Origin of the sequence: Streptomyces sp. NPDC088350, assembly GCF_044753545.1 — a bacterium.
In the GTDB taxonomy this organism is placed as follows: Bacteria; Actinomycetota; Actinomycetes; order Streptomycetales; family Streptomycetaceae; genus Streptomyces.
Genome location: NZ_JBIVNL010000008.1, coordinates 128,699 through 150,661, shown reverse-complemented (window position 1 = coordinate 150,661; position 21,963 = coordinate 128,699). Strand labels below are relative to the sequence as shown.

21 protein-coding genes are annotated in these 21,963 nt (G+C 71.2%); 18 read left to right on the top strand and 3 right to left on the bottom strand.

Annotation, left to right across the window (positions count from 1 at the left end; genetic code table 11):
- Positions 1–13 precede the first annotated feature (13 nt).
- The gene (locus ACIQBL_RS28350; RefSeq protein WP_401946037.1) at positions 14–1,054 is read left to right on the top strand and encodes an NAD(P)-dependent alcohol dehydrogenase; all 1,041 of its coding nucleotides are present in this window, start codon (positions 14–16) and stop codon (positions 1,052–1,054) included.
- Here the strand turns inward: ACIQBL_RS28350 and ACIQBL_RS28345 are convergent.
- Entirely contained in the window at positions 1,020–1,499 is a 480-nt protein-coding gene (locus tag ACIQBL_RS28345; RefSeq protein ID WP_401946036.1) for an alpha-hydroxy-acid oxidizing protein, read from the bottom strand. The two genes, ACIQBL_RS28350 and ACIQBL_RS28345, sit on opposite strands and share 35 nt — an antisense overlap.
- Positions 1,469–1,759, bottom strand: coding sequence for an alpha-hydroxy-acid oxidizing protein (locus ACIQBL_RS28340; RefSeq protein ID WP_401946865.1), 291 nt, complete (start codon positions 1,757–1,759; stop codon positions 1,469–1,471). The genes ACIQBL_RS28345 and ACIQBL_RS28340 overlap by 31 nt, the downstream gene beginning before the upstream one ends.
- Before the next feature lie 294 nt (positions 1,760–2,053).
- On the opposite strand from ACIQBL_RS28340, the gene ACIQBL_RS28335 reads away from it, so the two are divergent.
- The 9 genes from ACIQBL_RS28335 to ACIQBL_RS28295 all read left to right on the top strand — a co-directional run bounded on the left by ACIQBL_RS28335 (position 2,054) and on the right by ACIQBL_RS28295 (position 10,330).
- Positions 2,054–3,496, top strand: a complete 1,443-nt coding sequence (locus tag ACIQBL_RS28335; RefSeq protein WP_401946034.1) for a sensor histidine kinase — start codon at positions 2,054–2,056, stop codon at positions 3,494–3,496.
- The gene (locus tag ACIQBL_RS28330; protein ID WP_401946033.1) at positions 3,493–3,915 is read left to right on the top strand and encodes a roadblock/LC7 domain-containing protein; all 423 of its coding nucleotides are present in this window, start codon (positions 3,493–3,495) and stop codon (positions 3,913–3,915) included. The genes ACIQBL_RS28335 and ACIQBL_RS28330 overlap by 4 nt, the downstream gene beginning before the upstream one ends.
- Entirely contained in the window at positions 3,912–4,274 is a 363-nt protein-coding gene (locus tag ACIQBL_RS28325; protein ID WP_401946032.1) for a DUF742 domain-containing protein, read from the top strand. The genes ACIQBL_RS28330 and ACIQBL_RS28325 overlap by 4 nt, the downstream gene beginning before the upstream one ends.
- Positions 4,246–4,854: a GTP-binding protein gene (locus ACIQBL_RS28320; protein ID WP_401946030.1), complete on the top strand. Its 609-nt coding sequence runs from the start codon at positions 4,246–4,248 to the stop codon at positions 4,852–4,854. Before ACIQBL_RS28325 ends, ACIQBL_RS28320 begins: the two co-directional genes overlap by 29 nt.
- Positions 4,851–6,077, top strand: coding sequence for a cytochrome P450 (locus tag ACIQBL_RS28315; protein ID WP_401946028.1), 1,227 nt, complete (start codon positions 4,851–4,853; stop codon positions 6,075–6,077). The genes ACIQBL_RS28320 and ACIQBL_RS28315 overlap by 4 nt, the downstream gene beginning before the upstream one ends.
- Positions 6,074–7,300 carry a cytochrome P450 gene (locus ACIQBL_RS28310; protein ID WP_401946026.1) on the top strand — a complete coding sequence of 409 codons (1,227 nt, stop codon included), beginning with the start codon at positions 6,074–6,076 and terminating at the stop codon, positions 7,298–7,300. Before ACIQBL_RS28315 ends, ACIQBL_RS28310 begins: the two co-directional genes overlap by 4 nt.
- A gap of 194 nt (positions 7,301–7,494) precedes the next feature.
- Positions 7,495–8,115, top strand: a complete 621-nt coding sequence (locus ACIQBL_RS28305) for an L-threonylcarbamoyladenylate synthase (RefSeq protein ID WP_401946024.1) — start codon at positions 7,495–7,497, stop codon at positions 8,113–8,115.
- Between the two features lie 102 nt (positions 8,116–8,217).
- A complete protein-coding gene (locus ACIQBL_RS28300) occupies positions 8,218–8,979 on the top strand; it encodes a dienelactone hydrolase family protein (protein WP_401946022.1) in 762 nt (253 codons plus the stop codon).
- A gap of 214 nt (positions 8,980–9,193) precedes the next feature.
- Positions 9,194–10,330, top strand: coding sequence for a glycoside hydrolase family 64 protein (locus tag ACIQBL_RS28295; RefSeq protein WP_401946862.1), 1,137 nt, complete (start codon positions 9,194–9,196; stop codon positions 10,328–10,330).
- A 60-nt stretch (positions 10,331–10,390) separates the two neighbouring features.
- Here ACIQBL_RS28295 and ACIQBL_RS28290 read toward each other — a convergent pair whose 3' ends face one another.
- Positions 10,391–12,757 carry a M4 family metallopeptidase gene (locus tag ACIQBL_RS28290; RefSeq protein ID WP_401946860.1) on the bottom strand — a complete coding sequence of 789 codons (2,367 nt, stop codon included), beginning with the start codon at positions 12,755–12,757 and terminating at the stop codon, positions 10,391–10,393.
- Positions 12,758–13,207: 450 nt separating this feature from the next.
- On the opposite strand from ACIQBL_RS28290, the gene ACIQBL_RS28285 reads away from it, so the two are divergent.
- From ACIQBL_RS28285 to ACIQBL_RS28250, 8 genes are read left to right on the top strand one after another with little or no spacing between them, the layout of a single operon-like run.
- Positions 13,208–14,512 carry an extracellular solute-binding protein gene (locus ACIQBL_RS28285; RefSeq protein WP_401946021.1) on the top strand — a complete coding sequence of 435 codons (1,305 nt, stop codon included), beginning with the start codon at positions 13,208–13,210 and terminating at the stop codon, positions 14,510–14,512.
- Between the two features lie 7 nt (positions 14,513–14,519).
- A complete protein-coding gene (locus tag ACIQBL_RS28280) occupies positions 14,520–15,431 on the top strand; it encodes a carbohydrate ABC transporter permease (RefSeq protein WP_401946019.1) in 912 nt (303 codons plus the stop codon).
- The gene (locus tag ACIQBL_RS28275) at positions 15,428–16,318 is read left to right on the top strand and encodes a carbohydrate ABC transporter permease (protein WP_401946018.1); all 891 of its coding nucleotides are present in this window, start codon (positions 15,428–15,430) and stop codon (positions 16,316–16,318) included. Before ACIQBL_RS28280 ends, ACIQBL_RS28275 begins: the two co-directional genes overlap by 4 nt.
- 5 nt (positions 16,319–16,323) lie before the next feature.
- Positions 16,324–17,673, top strand: coding sequence for a carboxylesterase family protein (locus tag ACIQBL_RS28270; protein WP_401946017.1), 1,350 nt, complete (start codon positions 16,324–16,326; stop codon positions 17,671–17,673).
- An 8-nt stretch (positions 17,674–17,681) separates the two neighbouring features.
- Positions 17,682–18,812 carry an ROK family protein gene (locus ACIQBL_RS28265; RefSeq protein WP_401946857.1) on the top strand — a complete coding sequence of 377 codons (1,131 nt, stop codon included), beginning with the start codon at positions 17,682–17,684 and terminating at the stop codon, positions 18,810–18,812.
- A gap of 34 nt (positions 18,813–18,846) precedes the next feature.
- Positions 18,847–20,373 (top strand): GMC oxidoreductase, encoded by a 1,527-nt coding sequence (locus ACIQBL_RS28260; RefSeq protein WP_401946015.1) that lies wholly within the window; start codon positions 18,847–18,849, stop codon positions 20,371–20,373.
- Between the two features lie 31 nt (positions 20,374–20,404).
- Complete coding sequence (locus tag ACIQBL_RS28255) at positions 20,405–21,016, top strand: nucleoside deaminase (RefSeq protein ID WP_401946013.1); 612 nt, start codon at positions 20,405–20,407, stop codon at positions 21,014–21,016.
- Complete coding sequence (locus ACIQBL_RS28250; RefSeq protein ID WP_401946011.1) at positions 21,013–21,939, top strand: sugar phosphate isomerase/epimerase family protein; 927 nt, start codon at positions 21,013–21,015, stop codon at positions 21,937–21,939. Before ACIQBL_RS28255 ends, ACIQBL_RS28250 begins: the two co-directional genes overlap by 4 nt.
- Positions 21,940–21,963 lie beyond the last annotated feature (24 nt).

The window sequence follows — 21,963 nt, the reverse complement described above, 5'->3', positions numbered from 1 at the left end:
AAGGAGTCCGAACATGAAGGCACTTCAGTACCGCACGATCGGCGCCGCCCCCGAGGTGGTCACGGTCCCCGACCCCGAACCGGGCCCCGGCCAGGTCCTGTTGAAGGTCACGGCCGCCGGCGTCTGCCACTCCGACATCGCCGTGATGAGCTGGCCCGCCGACAGTTTCCCCTACGCCCTTCCGCTCACCCTGGGCCATGAGGGCGTCGGCACGGTGGCCGCGCTCGGCGCCGGTGCCACCGGCGTGCGGGAGGGCGACTCGGTGGCGGTGTACGGGCCCTGGGGCTGCGGCACCTGCGCCAAGTGTGCCGAGGGCAAGGAGAACTACTGCCTGCGGGCGGACGAGTTGGGCATTCGTCCGCCGGGGCTCGGCGCGCCGGGTGCGATGGCCGAGTACCTGCTCGTGGACGACGCCCGGCACCTGGTCCCGCTCGACGGACTGGACCCGGTCGCGGCGGTGCCGCTGACGGACGCGGGTCTGACCCCGTACCACGCGATCAAGCGGGCGCTGCCCAAGCTGGTGCCCGGCTCGACGGCGGTGGTCATCGGCACGGGCGGCCTCGGCCATGTGGCGATCCAGTTGCTGCGTGCCATGACGTCGGCGCGGGTGATCGCGCTGGACCTGAGCGAGGAGAAGCTGCGGCTGGCCCGTGAAGTCGGCGCGCACGAGGCGGTGTTGTCCGATGCGAACGCCGCTGAGGCGGTCCGTGGACTCACCGGCGGCGTCGGCGCGGAGGCGGTGTTCGACTTCGTCGGCGCGGAACCCACGGTCAGGACGGCGGGTGCGGTCGCGGCCGTCGAGGGTGAGGTGGCGATCGTCGGAATCGGCGGCGGCGCGCTGCCCGTCGGCTTCGGCCTGCTGCCTTTCGAGGTGTCGGTCCACGCGCCCTACTGGGGCAGCCGCACCGAACTCGTCGAGGTCCTGGCGCTGGCCCGGTCCGGTGCCGTGTCGGTCCACACGGAGACGTTCTCCTTGGACGAGGCTCCGCTGGCGTACGAGCGGTTGCACGCGGGAAAGATCAACGGGCGTGCGGTGATCCTGCCCAACGGCTGATCCCCGCCGAGGAGTGGAGCAAGTCCCGCCCGATCGCCGGGAGTTCCGGCACGCCCGTCAGACGCATCGTCTCGACGAGTTCCGCCGTCAGCTCCCGGATCAGGCGGGTCACGCCCTCGGCACCGGCCACAGTGAGCGCCCACAGCGCCGGGCGGCCGACGAACACCGCGCGGGCCCCGAGGGCGAGCGCGGCGAAGACGTGGGAGCCGCGGCGCACTCCGCCGTCCACGTACACCTCGGTGCCCATCCCGGCTACGGCGTCGACCATCTCCGGCAACGCCCACGCGGTCGGTACGAGTCCGTCGAGCTGACGGCCTCCGTGGTGGGAGACGATCAGCGCGGCGGCACCGGCGTCCACGAAGGCGCGGGCGTCGTCGCCGCGCAGGACGCCGTTGACGGCGACCGGCAGCCCGGTCAGCACCACCGCCCGGGCTCCGGCCGCCACGGCCCGCCGGAATGTCTCCTCGGTGAGGGACCGGCCGCGCCGAGCGCGGTGGCCACCTCGCCCTCGGGATGGGCACGGCGTCGCAAGGTTCTCGGGGCGACCAGGACGGGCGTGTCGACTGCCGTGCCCAGTACGGTCGTTGAGGTGTCGCACGTCGACACGTCCCGCAGGATGTGGGGGCGTGGGCGCAACCCGTCCCAGGCCGGGGCGGCCTCGGCGGCGCTGAGGCCCTGGCCCGCGCTTCTGCGGAAGTAGGCGATATCTCCGGCGGCAGGCGACCGGCCGCCGCTTCCTCGATGCCGTCCAGCCGGCGCGCCACGCCCGTCACACCACTCCCCCTCCGTGCGTGATCCACCGACCCTGACGGCTCAACTCTCTTTCCCCACACGCCATTTCAGACACTTGGCGCAGAAGTGAACAGAGGCCGGTCAGTTTCGAAGGGAAGTCCTGCGACACCGTGCGAGAGCGGTCGATGACGGTGTGTACTGTGCTCCGGACACCCCGCGTGAGGGGCCCGGACTCAGCTCTGCCCGACTTCGCTTGGACTCGATTCGATGACCGAATTACCGGACCTGGTGGTCGGCGCGCTCGCCGCCGGCACGCTGTCCGCGCTGGTGCTCGGCGCCGGGCTGCTGCGGTCGCGGCGTCAACGTGCCCTGCAGCGCGAGGAGATCGCCGACCTGCGGGACCGACTGGACGGTGTCCAGGCGGCGTTGGCGGGAGAGATCGAGCATCTCGCGGTGCAGCGGGTCCCGGCCGCCGCACGGCAGTTGACGCACGCCCGGGTCGCGGTGCCGGGTCCGGCGCAGCCGCAGTTCATCGGTTCGCCGCTCGGGATCTCTCTCGAGAGCGTGCTGAACGCGCTGCGTTCGGAGCTCTCCGCGCAGCGCACCCGCATCGACGCCGCCGCGCAGGCCGGGATGCGCGGGGCCACCCGCGAGATCCAGGCGGCGCTGTACCGGTTGCAGGACGCCCTGCGCTCGCTGCAACAGCGCTACGACGACCCCGAGTTGACACAGACCCTGTTCGCGCTGGACCACGAGAACGAGCAGTCGCTGCGCCGTGCGCAGGTCGCGGCCGTCGTGTGCGGGGCCTGGGTCGGGCTCGCGCGCGAGGAGTCGCACCTCGTGGAGGCGGTGACCGGCGGCCAGGCGCGGCTCGCCGGCTACCACCGGGTGCGAGTGCACAACCATCTCGAAGCCGGTACCGCGCTCGTCTCCCACGCCGTCGAACCGGTCGCGATCATCGTCGCCGAACTCCTCGACAACGCGCTGCGGCACTCCGCGCCGGACACCGACGTCGTGGTCAACCTGGAGCACGTGCACCACGGCGCCTGCGTCACCGTCGACGACGCGGGTCTCGGCATGACCCAGGACGAACGGGACCACGCCCGGCGGATGGTGGCCGGTTCCGACCCGATCCTGCTCACCGACCTGGGCGACCCGCCCCGCATGGGGTTCGCCGCGATCGGCCGGCTCACCCGGCAGTTCGACCTCGGCGTCGACGTGTCCTCGCCCTCCCCGTACGGCGGTGTCCGCGCGGTCCTGCGGATCGACAGCCACCTCCTCAGCCGTATCGACCCCGAGCAGCAGCCGCCCGCCGCCAGCGCCCCGCGCTCGACCCGCCGGGCGCCCGCACCAGCGCCCGCCCCCGCGCCGACCCACTCCTACGGCTCCGAGCGCGACGAGCGGGCCGCGGCCGACGTGTCCGGGCATCAGGCCGTACCCGACGCGGGCGGCCTGCCGCGGCGGCGTCGGCGCACCGCGGTCGCCCCGTCGGCCGCGTCGGCCGCTCCGGCCACGCCCGGAACACCGCTGCCGGAGCGTCGTCCGGAGCAGGCCGCCGCCGCACTCGGCGCCCTGCAGTCCGGCACCGCCGCCGCGCGCGCCGCGAGTGCGGGCGCCGAGGCCGCCGTAGGAGAGACAGCCTTGGTTCCAGAGGCAGTTGCGGCGCACGACATCGATCAGGACGACTACGAGGGGGGAGCGGCCAGATGATCAGCCGCGATGGGGGCGACACGGCGTGGGTGCTCGATCCGATCCTGGAGGTGCCGCATGTGGTGGCCGCGGTGCTGCTGACCCGGGACGGGCTGGTGCGTGGGTACACCGACGCGCTGTCCCAGGCCTCGGGCGAGCGGGTGGCTGCCATCACCAGCACGGTGCAGGGGGCGTGCCGTACCGCCGCCGCCGCGTTCGCCGACCGGGATCGGGCCGAGATACGGCAGGTGGTCATCGAGTCGGACCACGGGTACGTGCTCATCGTGCCCACGGATCACGGGACGTGTGTGGCGGCCTACGGCGACAGCGAGGTGCGGCTCGATCTGCTCGCGCACCGGGTGCACTCGCAGGTGGCCCGGCTGGGCGAGAAGGCGATGGCCGCCGCAGCACGGGGAGTTGACGGCGGCGCACCGGCATGACGGGCCGCCGCGGCGGCCGTCCTCTGGTTCCCGCGTATCTGTCGACCGGCGGCGTGGCCCGGCCCAGCCGCCCCCAGTTGGAGCGGCTGACGGTGCTCTCCGGCAGCGGCGAGCCCGCCCCGCCCGGTCTGCCCGCGGCTCAACTCGCCCTGCTGGACGCCCTGCGCGGCGGTGCGCTGACGGTACTGGAGACGGCGGCCCTGCTGGAGCTGCCGGTCTCCGCGGTGCGGGTGCTGGCCGCCGGTCTCGTCGACCGGAGCCTGGTGCTCGCCCGTGCCCCGATCCCGCCCGCCGAACGCTTCGACCCCGACCTGCTGAAGAGAGTGGCCGATGGCCTACGCGCCCTCAAGCACAACTAGCGGCATCCATCTGCCGGACACCGCCCGCGAGTTGGTCAAGATCCTGATCGCGGGTCCGTTCGGGGTGGGCAAGACGACCCTGATCGACTCCGTGTCCGAGATCCGGCCGCTGCACACCGAGGAGCGGCTCTCCGAGGCGTCCGTCCACGTCGACGACCTCGACGGAGTGCGGGAGAAGTCGACGACGACCGTCGCCATCGACTTCGGCCGGATCAGCCTGCCGGGCGGGATCGTCCTGTACCTGTTCGGCACGCCCGGCCAGGAGCGGTTCCGGGCACTGTGGGAGGACATCTCGTACGGCGCGCTCGGGGCGCTCGTCCTGGTCGACAGCCGTCGGATCGACGCCTCGTTCGACGTGCTCGGGCTGGTGGAGGAGAGCGGACTGCCGTACGCCGTCGCCTTCAACACCTTCCCGGACGCGCCCCGGCACCACACCGGGGAACAGCTGCGCGCCGCACTTGACCTGGAGCCCGGCACACCGCTGGTGACCTGTGACGCCCGGGACGCGGACTCGTCGATCGACGCGCTGCTCGCCCTGGTCCAGCATCTGATCGACCGCGACCCCCCGGAGCACCGGTGACCACCACTTCCCCCGTCGGCCCCACCCGACCCGTCCGCCTGTGGGAGGACGGCTTCGCGCTGGACCCCTACGGCTACTACGCCGCCCTGCGCGCCCAGGGTCCCGTCGGCTGGGCCGAACTCGCCCCGGGCGTACCGGCGTACGTCGTCACCGAGCGGCGGGCCGCGCTGGATCTGCTGCGGGACACCGACACGTTCTCGCACGATCCCCGGCCGTGGGAGACGACGGTCGCCGAGGACTCGCCGGTCCTCGGGATGATGCGCTGGCGGCCCAACTCCCTGTTCGCGGACGGCGCCGCGCACGTCCGCTACCGTGCCTCGCTGATCGACACCTTCGACCGGATCGAGCCGCACGACCTGCGGGCCCGGGTGCACCGCGCGGTGCATGTGCTGGTGGGCCGGATCGGGCCGCGTGGACAGGCCGACCTGGTGGGCGAGTTCGCGCGGCCGTTGATGGCGCTGGTGTTCAACAGCCTGTTCGGGCTGCCCGACAGCCAGAGCGAGCGGCTGGACCGGGCGCTGGGCATGATGATGGAGGGCGGTGCCCAAGCGGCCGAGGGCGAGGCCGAGTTCGGCGGTTACGTCCTCGAACTCATCGCCGCCAAGGCGGAGTCCCGCGGCGACGACCTGCCGAGCTGGCTCCTGGACCATCCCGCCGGGCTGACCCCGGAGGAGGTCGCCTGGCAGGTGTTCCTCACCCTCGGGGCGGGCCACGAGCCGACCGCGAACCTGGTGTCCAACGCCCTGTCCCGCATCCTCGGCACCTCGGTCTACTACTCCACTCTGACGAGTGGTGCCCGCCCGGTGATGGACGCCGTGGTGGAGGTGCTGCACCACGAGACGCCGCTCGCCAACTACGGCATCCACTACGCCCGTTCGCCCGTCACCTTCCACGGCGCGTGGATCAGGCCCGCGATCCCGGTGGTCGTGTCGTACGGCGCGCTCGCGCACTTCGCCGAGCAGGAGGTCGTCAGCGGCCGGCACCCGAAGGACGCCTCGCACCTGTCGTGGTCGGCGGGGCCGCACGCCTGCCCGGTCAAGCAGCACACGCTGCTGATCGCGACGGAGGCGATCGAGCGGCTCACCCTGTGGCTGCCCGACCTCGAACCCGTCGTAGCGCGCGAGGAGTTGACCTGGCGCCCCGGTCCCTTCCACCGCTCGCTCACCTCGCTGCCCGTCCGGTTCAGCGCCCGCTCCCCCGACCAGCCAGGAGACCCGTCGTGACCGTGTCCGACCGCATCGCCCTCGACCCGTTCGGCGCCGACATCGCCGCCGAGAGCGCCAAGCTGCGCGCCCTCGGCCCGATCGTGCCCGTCGAACTGCCCGGCGGCATCCCCGCCTGGGCCCCCACCGGCTACGACACCCTCAAGGAACTGATCCTCGACCCGCAGGTCAGCAAGGACCCCCGGCTGCACTGGAACCTCTGGCCCGAGATCGGCGAACACCCCTCCTGGGGCTGGGTGCTGGGCTGGGTCGGCGTGATCAACATGCTCTCCACCTACGGCACCGACCACGCACGCCTGCGCAAACTCGTCGCGCCGAGCTTCACGCACCGGCGCACCGAGGCGATGCGGGCCCGGGTGGAGGCGATCACGGCGGAGCTGCTCGACGCGGTCGCGGCCGACGACGCCGAGGTGGTCGACATCAAGGCGGGGCTCGCCCACCCGCTGCCGATGCGGATCATCTGCGAACTGTTCGGTGTGCCCGACGAGTTGGTGGGCGACACCGGGCGGCTGATCGCGGCCATCATGGACACCTCGGACCCGTCCCCGGAGCACGCGACGTTCGTCCAGCAGCAGATCGGCACGGTGCTGCCCGCGCTGATCACGTATCGCAGCGAGCACCCCGGCGACGACCTCACCACCGAACTGATCCGGGTGCGGGACGAGGACGGCGACCGGCTCAGCGACGAGGAACTGCTGTACACGCTGCTGCTGGTGATCGGCGCGGGCTTCGAGACGACGGTCAACCTCATCGGCAACGCGATCGTCGCCCTGCTCAGGCGGCCCGAGCAGCTGGCGGACGTGCGCGCCGGGAGGATCAGCTGGGACGCGGTCGTCGACGAGACCCTGCGCGTGCACCCGTCCATCGCCTCGCTGCCGCTGCGGTTCGCGGTCGGTGACCTCACCGTCGGCGACGTCACCGTCCCGGCCGGGGACGCGATCATCACGACGTTCGCCGCAGCGGGGCTCGACCCCGCGCACTACGGCCCGGACGCGGACGTCTTCGACGCGGCCCGCGGAGCCGACGACCACCTGTCGTTCGGTATCGGCGTGCACCGCTGCATCGGCGCGCCGCTCGCCCGCGTGGAGGCCCTGACCGCGCTGCCCGCGTTCTTCGCCCGCTTCCCGGACGCCCGGCTGGCCGTCGACGCGGACGAGCTGCGCCAGGTGCCGTCGTTCATCGCGTTCGGCTGGCAGGAGGTGCCGGTGCGGCTGCGCGGCTGAGCCGCGCAAGCGTCGAACCGCCCCGCCGCGGCCCCGGAGGTGGGCCGCGGGCGGAGCCGGTCCTGCCCGGGTTCGGGGGAGAGACCCGAGCGCTCTCGTCGGCTTCCCCTGATTCGCCGGGGTACACCCACCCGATCGACCACCGGCGGCAGGCCCGCGCGGCGACCCGCGCGGGCACGGCATAAGCTCGGCGGGTGGCCAAGTACTTCGACGTGCATCCGGACAACCCGCAACCGCGCACCATCTCCCAGGTCGCGGACAGTGTGCGCTCGGGTGCGCTGATCGCGTACCCGACCGACTCCTGCTACGCGCTGGGCTGCCAGCTGGGCAACCGTGAGGGCATGGAGCGGATCCGTACGATCCGGCAGCTGAACGACCGGCACCACTTCACGCTGGTGTGCCAGAACTTCGCCCAGCTGGGCCAGTTCGTGCACATCGACAACGACGTGTTCCGCGCCATCAAGGCCTCCACGCCCGGCAGCTACACGTTCATCCTCCCGGCGACGAAGGAGGTGCCGCGCCAGTTGCTGAACGCGAAGAAGAAGACCGTGGGCGTACGCATCCCCGACCACGTCGTCACCCAGGCACTGCTCGCCGAGCTGGGCGAGCCGCTGCTGTCCAGCACCCTGCTCCTGCCCGACGAGGAGGAGCCGATGACCCAGGGCTGGGAGATCAAGGACCGGCTCGACCACGTGGTGGACGCGGTGGTCGACTCCGGGGACTGCGGCACGGAACCGACGACCGTCATCGACTTCTCGAACGGTGAGGCCGAGATCGTCCGCAAGGGCGCGGGCGACACCTCCCGCTTCGAGTGACCCCGGCGGAGGGACCGTAATCGGGCGTGCCACGATGATCGGAACACGCCGTGCCGGGCCGGCAGCCGGCCCGGCGCCGATCCGCTGGGAGGCACCCCCGCCATGACCGCCGTACAGGGCACAGCCGTGGACATCCCCACCGAGGACGGCACAGCCGACGCCTACTGGGTGCATCCCGGGGACGGCGGCCCCCGTCCGGCCGTGCTGCTCTACCAGGACGCCTTCGGGATCCGTCCCCACCTGAAGTCGATGGCCGACCGGTTGGCCGAGGCCGGTTACGCGGTCCTGGTGCCGAACGTGTTCTACCGGCAGGGGCGCGCGCCGGTGGTCGAGCTGCCCGAGTTCATCGATCACGACGGGCGTCCGGAGATCTTCGAGAAGGTCGGCCCACTGATCATGGGTCTGGCCCGGCACCCCGAGCTGGTCGAGCGGGACGCCGGCGCCTATCTGCGCTGGCTGGCCGACTCCCCGCTGGTCGTCGACGGGCCGGTCGCGATCACCGGGTACTGCATGGGCGCCCGGCTGGCGCTGTACACCGCCGGCGCCTACCCGGACCGGGTGGCTGCGGCGGCCGGTTTCCACGGCGGGCGCCTCGCCACCGACGACGCGAACAGCCCGCATCTGGCGGCCGAACACATCACCGCCGAGCTGTACTTCGGCCACGCCGACCAGGACCCCTCGCTGCCCGAGGAGCAGATCAAGCGGTTCGAGGAGGCGCTCACCGCGGCGGGCGTCCGGCACCGCTGCGAGGTCTACCCGGGCGCGCGGCACGGCTACACGCAGGCCGACACGTCCTCGTACAACGCGGAGGCCGACGCGCGTCACTGGGTCGCGCTGCTCGATCTGCTGGACCGCACCTTCTGATCGAAGTCCCCGTCCGCCGATCCAGCCCCGGTGCCCACGGCGCGAGTCGCCGTGGGCGCCTTTCGTTCCGCGCATTGACACGCAACCGGCCCGGCACGACTCTGAGAGCGCTCTCACATAGGTACGGACCAATTGCCGTACACCCCCCACACGGAGGTGAGAAGTGCTGATCGGACTCCTGCGTCGACTGGGCGCCGCGACCGCGGTGGCCACGATGCTCGCGCTGGCGACACCACTGACGGCGGACGCCGCGGTGCCCGCCACCATCCCGCTGAAGATCACCAACAACTCGGGCCGCGGCGACGCGGTCCACCTCTACGACCTCGGCACCAACCTGGCCACGGGCCAACAGGGTTGGGCCGACGCCAACGGCACGTTCCACGCCTGGCCCGCCGGCGGCAACCCGCCCACCCCGGCACCCGACGCGTCGATCCCGGGACCTGCGGCCGGGCAGTCCTCCACCATCCGGATCCCCAAGTTCTCGGGCCGCATCTACTTCTCGTACGGCCAGAAGCTGGTGTTCAAGCTGACCACCGGCGGCCTGGTGCAGCCGGCCGTGCAGAACCCGACGGACCCGAACCGCGACATCCTCTTCAACTGGTCCGAGTACACGCTCAACGACTCCGGGCTGTGGATCAACAGCACCCAGGTGGACATGTTCTCCGTGCCGTACGCGGTCGGGGTGCAGCGTGCCGACGGGAGCACGGCCAGTACCGGGCACCTCAAGTCCGGTGGCTACACCGGGTTCTTCAACGCCCTGCGCGGGCAGCCCGGCGGCTGGGCCAACCTGATCCAGACCCGGTCCGACGGCACGGTGCTGCGAGCGCTCTCACCGACGTACGGGGTGGAGACGGGGGCCCTGCCGAGCACGGTGATGGACGACTACGTCAACCGTGTCTGGTCGAAGTACTCGTCGTCGACGCTGACGGTGACACCGTTCGCCGACCAGCCGAACACGAAGTACTACGGCCGGGTGTCGGGCAACGTCATGAACTTCACCAACGGCGCCGGGTCGGTCGTCACCAGCTTCCAGAAGCCGGACGCGGCCAGCGTCTTCGGCTGCTACAAGTACCTCGACGCCCCCAACGACCTTGTGCGCGGCCCGATTTCGCGCACCCTGTGCGCGGGCTACAACCGGTCCACGCTCCTGGTCGACCCCAACCAGCCGGACACCACCACGGCCGACTTCTACCTGGACACGGTGACCAACCACTACGCCCGCAAGATCCACGCGCAGATGGCCGACGGCAAGGCCTACGCGTTCGCGTTCGACGACGTCGGCGCCCAGGAGTCCCTGGTGAACGACGGCAACCCGCGGCAGGCCTATCTGACGCTGGACCCGCTCGCCTGACAGAACCGGAACACCCCGCACGCCTGGGGGCGCGTGCGGGGTGCCGGACTCACGGACTGATCAGCCGGTCGTGACGGCCGTGTCGTCGATGACGAAGCTGGTCTGGAGCGAGGAGTCCTCGACTCCGCTGAACTTCAGGGCGACCGTGGTGCCCGCGAAGGCCGACAGGCTGAAGGACTTCGCGACGTATCCGGTGGCCGCGTTGAGGTTGGAGTAGGTGGCCAGGGTGGTCGATCCGGCGGTGACCGTCAGCTTGTCGTACGCGGTGCTGGTGCTGGTCTCCGCCGTGTCGATGTGCAGGTAGAAGGTGAACGTCGTACCGGTGCAGCCGCTCGGGATCGTCACCGACTGGGACAGCGTGTCGGTGTGCGTCGAGCCGTAGCCGTCGAGCCATGCCTTGTACGAACCGGTGCGGGCCGCCTCGCTGCTGGAGCTGGTGATGACGCCGCTGGTGGCGGTCCAGGTGGTGTTGCCCGACTCGAAGCCCGCGTTGCCCAGGAGCTGGGTCGAGGTGCAGCTGCCGCTACCGCTCGCGCTCACCGTCCAGGTGAACGAAGCGGTGCCGGTCGCGCCGGTGGAGTCGGTCACCGTGACGGTGGTGCTGTAGGTGCCCGCCGTCGTCGGGGTGCCGGTGATGGCGCCCGTGGAGCTGCTGATCGACAGGCCGGTCGGCAGTCCGGTCGCGGCGTACGTCAGGGTGCCGCTGTTGGTGCTGCTGGCCGAGACCTGCAGGCTCACCGCGGTACCGACGGTGGAGGATTGGCTGCCCGGGTTGGTCACCGTGACGCCGCTGGTCGGCACGGTGATGTGGCTGCCCACATTGATACCGGCGAAGGCGTTGCCGACTCCCGCGTACTGCGCGGAACTTGTGCCGTACAGCGCTCCGGCGGCACTGAGCGCGGCGGTACGGGCTCCGGCGTAGTTGGTACTGGACGTCATGTACGTCGTCAGCGCCTTGTACCAGATCTGCAGCGCCGCGGCCCGGCCGATGCCGGCGACGGCGACTCCGTCGGAGGTCGGGCTGTTGTAGGTGACGCCGTTGATGGTCTTGCTGCCGCTGCCCTCGGACAGCAGGTAGAACATGTGGTTCGCGGGGCCGGACGAGTAGTGGACGTCGAGGTTGCCGACACCGGAGTACCAGCTGTCGGCGGAGCTGCCGTCCTTGTCGGGCTCGTCCATGTAACGCAGCGGCGTGCCGTCGCCGTTGATGTCGATCTTCTCGCCGATGAGGTAGTCACCGACGTCGGTGCTGTTGTTGGCGTAGAACTCCACGCCGGTGCCGAAGATGTCGGAGGTCGCCTCGTTGAGGCCGCCGGACTCACCGGTGTAGTCCAGGCCCGCGGTGTTCGAGGTGACGCCGTGGCTCATCTCGTGGCCGGCCACGTCCAGCGAGGTCAGCGCGTGGGTGCTGCTGGTGCCGTCGCCGTACGTCATGCAGAAGCAGTCGTCGTCCCAGAAGGCGTTGACGTACGCCGTGCTGTAGTGGACGCGCGAGTAGGCGGCGACGCCGTCGTTCTTGATCCCGCTGCGGCCGAAGGTGTTCTTGTAGAAGTCCCAGGTGGTCTGGGCGCCGAAGTGGGCGTCGACACCGGCGGTCTGGGTGTTGGAGCCGGAGCCGGTGCCCCATGTGTCGTCGGTGTCGGTCATCAGGGTGCCGGTGCCCGACGTGCCGTTGCTGAGGGTGTACGTCTTGTGGCCGCCGCGCGTGGTGTCGTACAGCTGGTACGTCGAGCCCGACAGGTTGGTGGTGATGCTGACGGTGCCGCTGTACTGGCTGTTGCCGGTGCCGGTCTCGACGCCCTCGAACTGGGAGAGCTTCTCGCCGGTGAGGGCGTCGGTGATGACGTGCAGCTTGCTCGGCGTGCCGTCGTCCTGCAGGCCGGTGACCACGGTCTCCCAGGCCAGGACGGGCTTGCCGGTGCCGGCCCAGATCACCTTGCGCGCCTTCTCGGCGGCCGGGTCGACCGCGTCGAGGGCCTTGGCGGCGCTGAGCGCCTTGCCCTGGGCGGAGGTCGCGGCGAGCTTCGGGGTGGTCGAGGCGACCGTGATGGTGTGCTTGTTGTTGAAGGTCGTGCCCAGGGTTCCCGTGCCGGAGGCCGGGGTGTGGACGACCAGGTCGCCGCCGAGGACCGGCAGGCCGGCGTAGGTGCGCTCGTAACGGGTGTGCAGCGTGCCGTCGTTGTCCTTGACGACGTCCTTGACGACCAGCTTCTCCTTGGCGCCGAGGCCGAGGGTGTGGGCGGTCGCCGTGGTCTTCTGCGTGGCGCTCTTCACCAGGGCCGAGTGCTGGGCCGGGGTGAGCCTCGCCTCCAGGCTGCCGGTGAGCAGGGGACTCGGGTGGGGGGAGGCGGGCTTCGCTGTCGCGGGCACCGACTGGATGCCGACGGCCAGGAAAGCGGCGGTGGAGACCAGGGCTCCTACCGCCATCCGCTTGCGGGGGATGCGTCTCACTCTTACTCCTACTGCGACGACCGCGAGCGCGGCCGGTGACAGACCGGACAGCCGGGTCTGCTGTCCGGGAAGAGCTGAGCTGTGCGGGACCGGGGAGAACTTTGACCAATCCGTGGAGGATTCGTGGGGGTGGCTGCGTGGAGGATGACAGTGTTGACCCGTCCATGTCACCAACGCCAGGGGCACTCAAGGGTTTTCCCTCTGTCAGGGATTTCGCTACAAGTTCCGAAATTATTCGTGACGGCTGAGCCACGCCGGCGAAACAGACCCTTCCTAACGTCGCAGTCAGCCACAGAGGTCCCATCAGCCGCATTACGGCCGTCGGACCGATAACGCTGCTTTCCCCGAAAATCCCGGAGCTCCGCATGTCGCGAAGCTCCGGAATCCCTTCACTGTCCTCAGCGCCCCATGAGACAGGAGCCCCCAGTGTCCAACCCCTCCCGACGCGGCGTCCTCAGACTGTCCGCCGGCACCGCCCTCCTCGGCAGCCTCGCTCTCGCGGGCTGTGGGCGCGGCGGCACCGCCACGGCCACCGCGAAGGCCTCCGCCAAGTCGATCGACGACAAGCCGGCCACCGGCACCGTCAACGTCTGGGCCGCGCAGGGCGACGCCGACGTCCTCGACAAGGTGATCAAGCCCTTCAAGGCCGCGAACCCGGACGCCACCGTCAAGTTCACGCTGATACCGAACGCCGAGTACTACACGAAGCTCCAGGCGGCGATCGCGGCGGGCAAGGGCCCCGACGTGGCCCAGTTCTTCCCCGAGTCGCAGGCGCAGTTCCTCGACCCGTCGATCCTCCAGCCCGTACCGGACGGACTCGTGGACTCCGGCACCTTCTTCACGAGCCTGTGGGACGCGGGTGTGGTCAAGGACGTGGCCTACACGGTGCCCTGGTACGCGTACACGTACGCCCTCGTCTACCGCGCCGACCTCGCCAGGAAGGCGGGCGTCAAGGCACCCACGACATGGGCCGAGATGGTGCCGTTCTTCAAGGCGCTGGAGGGCGCCGGAGCCGTGCGCGGGCTCGGGGCGGACAACGGCTGGGACATCTTCAACGGCCAGGACGTCGCGATGTACGCCTGGCAGGCGGGCGGCGATCTCCTCTCCTCCGGCGGCGGTTGGACCCTCGACACACCGGCGATGGTCGACGCCCTCAAGTACAACGCGTCGTTCTTCACGTCGGGTTCCGCCGACACCGCGACCCCCACCTTCCTCGACGCCCAGCCCTACTTCGTGTCCGGGAAGACGGCCACGATGATCACCGGCCCCTGGGTGATAGGGCAGTTGGACACCGCCGCGAAGAAGACCGGCTGGACGGCGGCCCACGTCGCCACGGCACCGCTGCCGGCGGGCGCCTCCGGCAGCACCTCCTTCTCCGCCGGGGGTACGTGGGGTGTCCTCGCGGACGGCGGGAACACGGACGCGTCGTGGAAGTTCGTCCGGTACGTCTCCAAGCCGAGCACGCAGGTCGCGCAGTACTCGGCGTACGGCTCGCTGCCCGCGGTGATCTCCGCCTGGGACGACTCGGCCATCAAGGGGCAGCCGCTCCTCGACGCCTTCCTCACCCAGCTGAAGAACACCAAGGCCTTTCCGCAGGTGGGCAGTTGGCAGCAGGTCGCCACCCGGCTGGGCAAGGAGGTGGAGGCGGTCGCCAAGGGCACACGGACCGCCGAGAAGGCCGCCGCGAGCGTCCAGGCGTACGCCAAGAGCCTCGGCACGGGCGCGGAGTGACGCGGGGATGACCACCACGCTCGTCCCGGGAGCGCGGAGGACAGGGCGCCGCTCCCGTCACACGGCGGTCGCCTGGCTCTTCCTCGCGCCGTTCGCGGTCGTGTTCCTGCTCTACACCGCGATCCCCACGGTGGCCGCGCTCGGCTTCAGCCTGACCGACCTGCGCGGCTCGGACCTGCGCCACCCCCTCGCGGTCGACTTCACCGGCCTGGACAACTACCTGCGCCTGTTCCAAGATCCGACCTTCCTGCGGGACATCCTGAACACCGCCGTCTTCGTCGCCGTCGGTGTGCCGCTGACGATGGCGATCGGCTTCGGACTGGCCGTCGCGCTGAACTCCGGGATCCGGCGGATGCGTGGCGTGTTCCGTACGGTCTTCTTCGCGCCGGTCGTCACCAACGTCGTCGCGGTCGCCCTGATCTGGCAGTACGCCTTCAACGCGGGCGGCACCGTCAACAAGGCCCTGAGTGACGTCGGCCTCGCCGGGCCGAACTGGCTGGACGACCCGCATCTCGCCATGCCCGTGGTGATCCTGCTCGGCGTCTGGCGCAACTTCGGCACCGCGATGGTGCTGTTCCTGGCCGGACTTCAGGCCGTGCCGGAGGACGTGTACGAGGCCGCCGCGCTCGACGGGGCAGGAAAATGGCGGCAGTTGAGGCACATCACCCTGCCGCTGCTGCTGCCGACCACGCTCATGGTGTCGGTGCTGCTGACCGTCTTCTACCTCCAGGTCTTCGACGAGCCCTATCTCCTCACCGACGGCGGCCCGTTGGGGTCGACCGAGTCCGTCTCGCTGTACACCTACCACCAGTTCGGGTCCGGCCAGTTGGGGATGTCCTCGGCCGCTTCCTTCGTGATGCTGCTGCTCGTGCTGCTGGTGAGTGTCGTCCAGTTCCGACTGCTGAGGCCCCGCACATGACCGCCGTAGCCGCGTCGTTGAACGACTCCGACCTGACCGCGGCCGAGGACCGGACCGCCGTACGCACACGGTCTGTTGGCCGCCCCCTGCTGTACGGCGCGCTGGTGGTGTGCGCGCTGCTCACGCTGCTGCCCTTCTACTGGGTGCTCAGCGGCTCGCTGCGCGGTCTCGACGAGATCCGCGCCGACCCCGGCGCGTGGGTGCCACAGCACCTCACGCTCGACAACTTCGTGCGGCTGTTCCGCACCGAGGGCTTCGGACGCTTCCTCACCAACAGTGTCCTCGTCGCCCTCATGGTGGTGATCGGCAACATCGTGGCGGCGTCGGCCGCCGGATACGCGCTCGCCAAGCTCGAATTCGCGGGCAGGCGGCTCGCGTTCGGCGCGGTGATGGCGGCGATGATGGTGCCGTTCACGACGGTGTTCGTCACCCAGTTCGTGATCACCGTCGACATGGGTCTCGCCGACACCCTCACCGGGATCGCGCTCCCGGGCGTCGCGTTGCCGCTGTCGGTGTTCATCATGCGGCAGTACGCGCAGTCGGTGCCCGACGAGTTGCTGGAGGCGGCGCGCATCGACGGCGCGGGCGAGTTCCGGATCTTCTTCCGGATCTTCCTTCCGCTGGCCGGTCCGGCAGTGGCTACGATCACGATCATGTCGTTCCTGAGTTCGTGGAACAACTTCATCTGGCCGCTCATCGTCGCCCAGAGCACGTCGAGTTACACCCTGCCGGTCGGCCTCGCCGCCACCAGCCAGGCGGCCCAGCACGTCACCGACTACGGCCTGGTCCTCGCCGGCGCGCTCGTCGTGATGCTGCCGGTCCTCGTGCTCTTCCTGTTCCTGCAGCGGTACTTCGTGCAGGGCATCGCCGGATCGGGAATGCGGTGACCCCCATGACGGAGACCGTGCAGACCCCTGCGGGCCAGATCGTCGGCCGCCGCACCGGCCCGGTACGCCGCTTCCTCGGCATCCCGTACGCCGAACCCCCCACCGGCGCACGGCGGTTCGCCGCCCCGGTCCCCCGCGCCCGGTTCACCGAGCCCTACGACGCCTCCCGCCACGGCCCGACCGCGCAGCGCGTGCCGCTGTTCGCCACGACCACCGTGCCGGAGCCGTCGATCCCCGGGGACGACATCCTCAACCTCGGCGTCGTCGCACCCCTCGCGGACGACGGGCGTGCTCCCTTCCCCGTCCTGGTCTGGATCCACGGCGGCGGCTTCCTCGCCGGCAGCCCGGCCAGTCCGTGGTACGACGGCCGCGCCTTCGCCCGCGACGGGGTCGTCTGCGTGACGGTCGGGTACCGGCTGGGCGTCGACGGATTCGCCGTCCTGGACGAGGTGCCCACGAACCTCGCGCTGCGCGACATCCTGCTCGCGCTCGACTGGGTGCGGGAGAACATCGCCGCGTTCGGCGGTGACCCGGAGCGGGTCACCCTCGCCGGTCAGTCGGCCGGGGGCGCGGCGGTACTCGCGCTGCTCTCCTCGCCCGCCGGTGCGGGCCGTTTCCAGCGGGCGGTGAGCATGTCCGGGGCCCTCCTCGACGTCGGCGAGGAGGCGGTGCGCGGCTTCCTGGGGCGGCTCGGTGAGCGGCTCGGCGTGGCGCCGACGCGGGACGGATTCGCCCGTTGTTCCGTCGAGCGGCTCCAGCGGGCCGTCCTCGATCTCCGTGACAGCGACCGGCCTCCGTTGAGCCCGGTCGTCGGCGACGACATCCTGCCGGTCCCCGTCGCCGAGGGGCTCACCCGGTACGGCCACGACGTGCCGCTGCTGCTCGGCGCGACGGGCGACGAGTTCGACGGCGACTCGGCCGCCGCGGACCCTGCCGCGAACGCCAGCGCCCGGACGGCCGGCACCCGCGTGACGGACACCTTGTTCCGCGCCGCCTGCCCGCGCACGGCGACAGCCCGCCGCGAGGCCGGTGCCGGGACCTGGCTGTACTCCTTCGAGTGGCCCCCGGGCGGCGCCACGCACTGCCTCGACATCCCGTTCTTCTTCGACGTCCTCGACGCGCCGGGTGTCCCCGAGGCGCTGGGCCCCAACCCGCCCCCGGAGCTGGCCACTTGGATGCACGCGGACCTCGTCGGGTTCGTGCGCGGCCAGGAGCCCGGCCGGCCGAGGGCGACCGGCACCCTCGGCGATCCGGCGCGCGAGTACGGCCGCCCCGGAGCGACCCCGGTGGCCGACACCACGGGTGTGTTCGATCCCGTCGTACGGGGCAAGTCCGAGGAGGTGGAGGGGTGTTGATGTCGGGGATGAACCAGAGCGCCGTGCGGCGCGTCAACACCTCGGTCATCCTGCGCGCGCTCGCGGTGTCGGCGGGACCGACGACGCTGACCGCGCTCGCCGAACGGGCCGGTCTGTCCCGCCGTACCATCGAGCTGATCCTGGACTCGCTCGTCGAGGCGGGCTGGGTGGCCGAGTTGGAGCGGATACCGACCAGCGGGAGTGCCGGACGCCCGGCCCGGCGGTACGAACTGCGCGCGGAACACGCCCTGTTGGCGGCGGTGTACATCAACACCGCGGACGCCTCCGCGGTCATCGCCGACGTACGCGGCCGGATCGTCGGACGGGCACACCGCCCGCTGCGCGCCTACCAGGACCCGGAGACCACGCTCGACGACGCGGCGGCCCTGGTACGGGAGGCGCTCGACGACGCGGGCGGCTCGCCCGACCGGCTGCGCGCCGGTGCGGTGGCGGCCGGTGGCGCCATCGACGACGAGGGTGTCGTACGACGCCTGGTGCACACCACGCGCTGGGAGGGCGTGCATCTCCCCGCCCAGCTGGGGCGGCGGATCCGGATGCCCTGGTTCGCGGACAACGACTCCAACCTCGGTGCGCTGGCGGAGCGTTGGCGAGGTGTGGCCGCCGACCACGACAACGTCGTATGGGCGCACCTCGGCAACCGGACCGGCCTCGGCATCCTCATACGAGGCGCCGTTCACCGAGGTCTGGACGGTGCCGCGGGCGAGATCGTCGAGGCCCACTCGATCCCGACCGACGCCATCGCCGACCGCCCGGTGGCCCTGCTGAGTTCACCGGAACCGGCCCAGCGGAAGGTGGCGCTGGAACGCTTCGACGCGGCCCGCGCCGGTGACGCGGAAGCGCTCGCCGAGGTCGACGAGTTCGTCGAGAACATCACCTCCATCCTCACCACCCTGTCCTGGACGGTCGCGCCCTCGCTCATCGTGCTCGGCGGCGGTCTGGAGGACGCGGCCGATGTGCTGCTCCCCCGGGTGCGCGAGGCGATGCGCGTCGCCCGTACCCCCGCGATCGAACTGCGCGCCACCGGTCTGGGCCGCGACGCCGCGCTGATCGGCGCGGTGAAGCTGGCGCTCGACCGCATGGACACCGAGTTGTTCGGCCCGCTGGTCCCCAGCGCGTAACTCCCCCCACAGCAAACGATTTTGGAGTCTTCCTGTGACCGACATCCCGCACACCGACGTCCTCATCGTGGGCAGCGGCATCATGGGTTCCGTCGTGGCCCGGCTGCTGCGGGAGAGCGATCCGGGGCTGGGCATCACGATGGTCGACGGCGGCAGCGCGATCGGCGAGGCACCCGGACTGCATCTGCACGACGTCGCCGACCCTGCCCTCTGGTCGCGGTACAACGAACGGGTCGACAGCGGCATCCAGGGCATGTACACCGGCGCCGAGGTGGTGCGCGAGGTCCCGGACCGCCTCGCCGACCTGACGCCCGGCATGTTCCACGCGCTGGCCTTCGGCGAGGACGCCGAGGCGATGCCCGCGACGGCGCTCGCCTGGAACGCGGGCGGCATGGGCGTGCACTGGACCGCCGCGACCCCCTGGCCCGCCGGGGACGAGGTCTTCGACTTCGGCGACCCGGCCCGCTGGGCGGCCGACCTGGACACGGCGCGCCGCGTGCTCGCCGTCACCCCGTCCCCCATCGGCCCGACCGAGGTCGGCCGGACCGTACTCGACGTACTGCGCCGCCGCTACGACGCCACCGCACCAGGCGACCGGCGCCCGCAGCCGATGCCCATGGCCGTCACGGCGACGGCCTCGGGCCCCATGCCGCGCACGGCGCCGGGGACGATCTTCCCGGCGATCGCGGCGGGCGGCGACCCGGCGTTCACCCTGCTCACCGGCACACTCGCCACCCGGTTGCCGGTCACGGAGGGCCGGGTCACCGGTGCCCGACTGCGCTGCGTCGCCGACGGCACCGAGTCCGAACTCCACGCGGACACCGTGATCGTGTGCGCCGACGCGCTGCGCACCCCGCAACTGCTGTTCGCCTCGGGCATCCGCCCCGAGGCACTGGGCCGGTACCTCAACGAGCACGCGTTCATCACCGCCCAAGTGCTGCTGGATCTGGACCGGTTCGGGATCTCCCTCGACGAACTGCCGCTCCCCCGCACCGGCGAGTTCAGCACGGACTCGCTGTGGCTGCCGCAGAACGGGACGGCACAGCCGTTCCACGGCCAGATCATGAACCGGACGTACGTCGACGACAACGGCCACCCCCTCGCCCACGCCGTGGGCCTGGCGCTGCTCACACCCGTCGAGTCGCGCCCCGAGAACCGCCTGGTCTTCTCGGAGTTGGACACCGACCTCGCCGGACTGCCGCGTATCGGCGTCGAGTTCGCCTACTCCGAAACCGACCGCGCGCTGATCGACCGGGGACTCTCCGAAGTCCGTTCACTGGCCGAGGAGTTCGGCCCCTTCGACCCCGCGACCGAACTCGCCCTGCTCCCACCCGGCTCGTCCCTCCACCTGACCGGCACCGTCCGCTCGGGCCCTGCCGACGACGGAACCAGCGTGTGCGACCCCGACGGCCGGGTGTGGGGCTTCGACAACCTGTACGTCGCCGGCACCGGCGTGATCCCCACCGCGATGGCCGCCAACGTCACCCTGACGGGCGCGGTGACCGCCGTACGGGCCGCCCGCGCCGTCACCACCCGCACCGCGCCGCTCGCCACGCACTGAAAGCAGGCCCGACCGTGAAGGAAGCCCGAACGTGATCGAGATCGCCAAGGAATACCGCGTGGCACTCCCGGCGTGGATCGACGACGAGTTGGCCGACGTGCCCGCCGTCGTCCCCGGCCGCGAGGACCGGATGCGCCTCGTGCACCGGCTCGCGGACCGCAACTGGCGGGAGGGCAACGGCGGTCCGTTCGCCGCCCTCGTCGCCGAACGCGACACCGGCCGGATCGTCTCGGTGGGCGTGAACGTCGTCCTCGCCTCCGGCGTTTCCAGCGCGCACGCCGAAGTCGTGGCACTCGGCCTGGCCCAAACGGCCACCGGCGGCTGGGACTTGGGCGCCACCGGCCTCCCGACCCACGAACTGGTCGTCAACTGGCGCCCCTGCATCCAGTGTTACGGCGCAGCCATGTGGTCCGGGGTGCGCGGCCTGGTGGTCGCGGGCGAGGGCCCGGAGCTGGAGGAGATCACCACGTTCGACGAGGGCCCGCTCGGCGCGGACTGGGCCGAACAGTTCGAGGCGCGCGGCATCGAGGTCGTGGGAGACGTCCTCCGGGACGAGGCGCTGGCCGTGTTCCGGAACTACCGCAAGGCCGTCGACGAAGCGGACGGCATCGTCGTCTACAACGCGCGTGGCGGCACCGCGTGAGCCCGCGCTTCGCCACCGACATCATCACCTTCTACCACCCGGACTTCTGGGGCCTCGCCTCGGCGGACGCGGTACGCGAGTGGGCGTCGGCGAACCCCGAGGGCTTCTGGGTGCGGGTGATGGACGCGCTGGCCGAGGCCGGTGTCACGGGCCTCGAACTGACCTTCGCGCCGGGCGACATCGCATCGGCGCTGCGGGCCTTCGGCAGCGCGCCGGCCTTCCGCCGCGAGCTGGCGGCCCGAGGCCTGTCCGTCGTGAGCGCGTTCATCGCCGGGAACGACTGCCCCGACTGGCGGGACGCCGACAACCTGCCCGCGATCGTCGCCGACGCCGAGCGTCGCGCGGCCTTCCTCGCGGCCGTGGGGGCCGAACTCCTCGTCACGGGACTCCCCATGCGCACGACCTTCGGCACGCGCCCACCCTTCTTCGTCGACGCCGCGTACATGACCCGCATGGCCGACATCGCCCACGCGGTGGGCGAGGCCGTCTCCCGGCAGGGCGTGCGGCTCGCCTTCCACACCGAGTCCAACAGCACGCTCTGGTACGAGCGCGACATCGACCTCTTCATGTCCTTCACCGACCCGCGTTACGTCTGGCTGTGCCCCGACTCCTGCCACATCGCCCTCGGCGGAGGCGACCCGGTGGCCGTGGCACGCCGTCATTCACAACGCATCGCCCTCGCCCACTGGAAGGACGCGATCAGGCCCATCGACGTCGAACTCACCGTCGACGAAACGGTCTTCGCCCAGCAGCAGCCCTATATGACCGCACTGGGCACGGGCATCGTCGACTGGAAGGGCTGGGCCGACGCGATGTCCCGCACACCCGGCGCCGACACGGTACTCATCGAACTGGACGAGGCGGCCGACCCGGTTGGCGCGCTGCGGGCGGGGAGGGCGGTGGCGACGGCGGCCCTCGCGTGAACCCTTCCGCTTCGCGACCGCCTC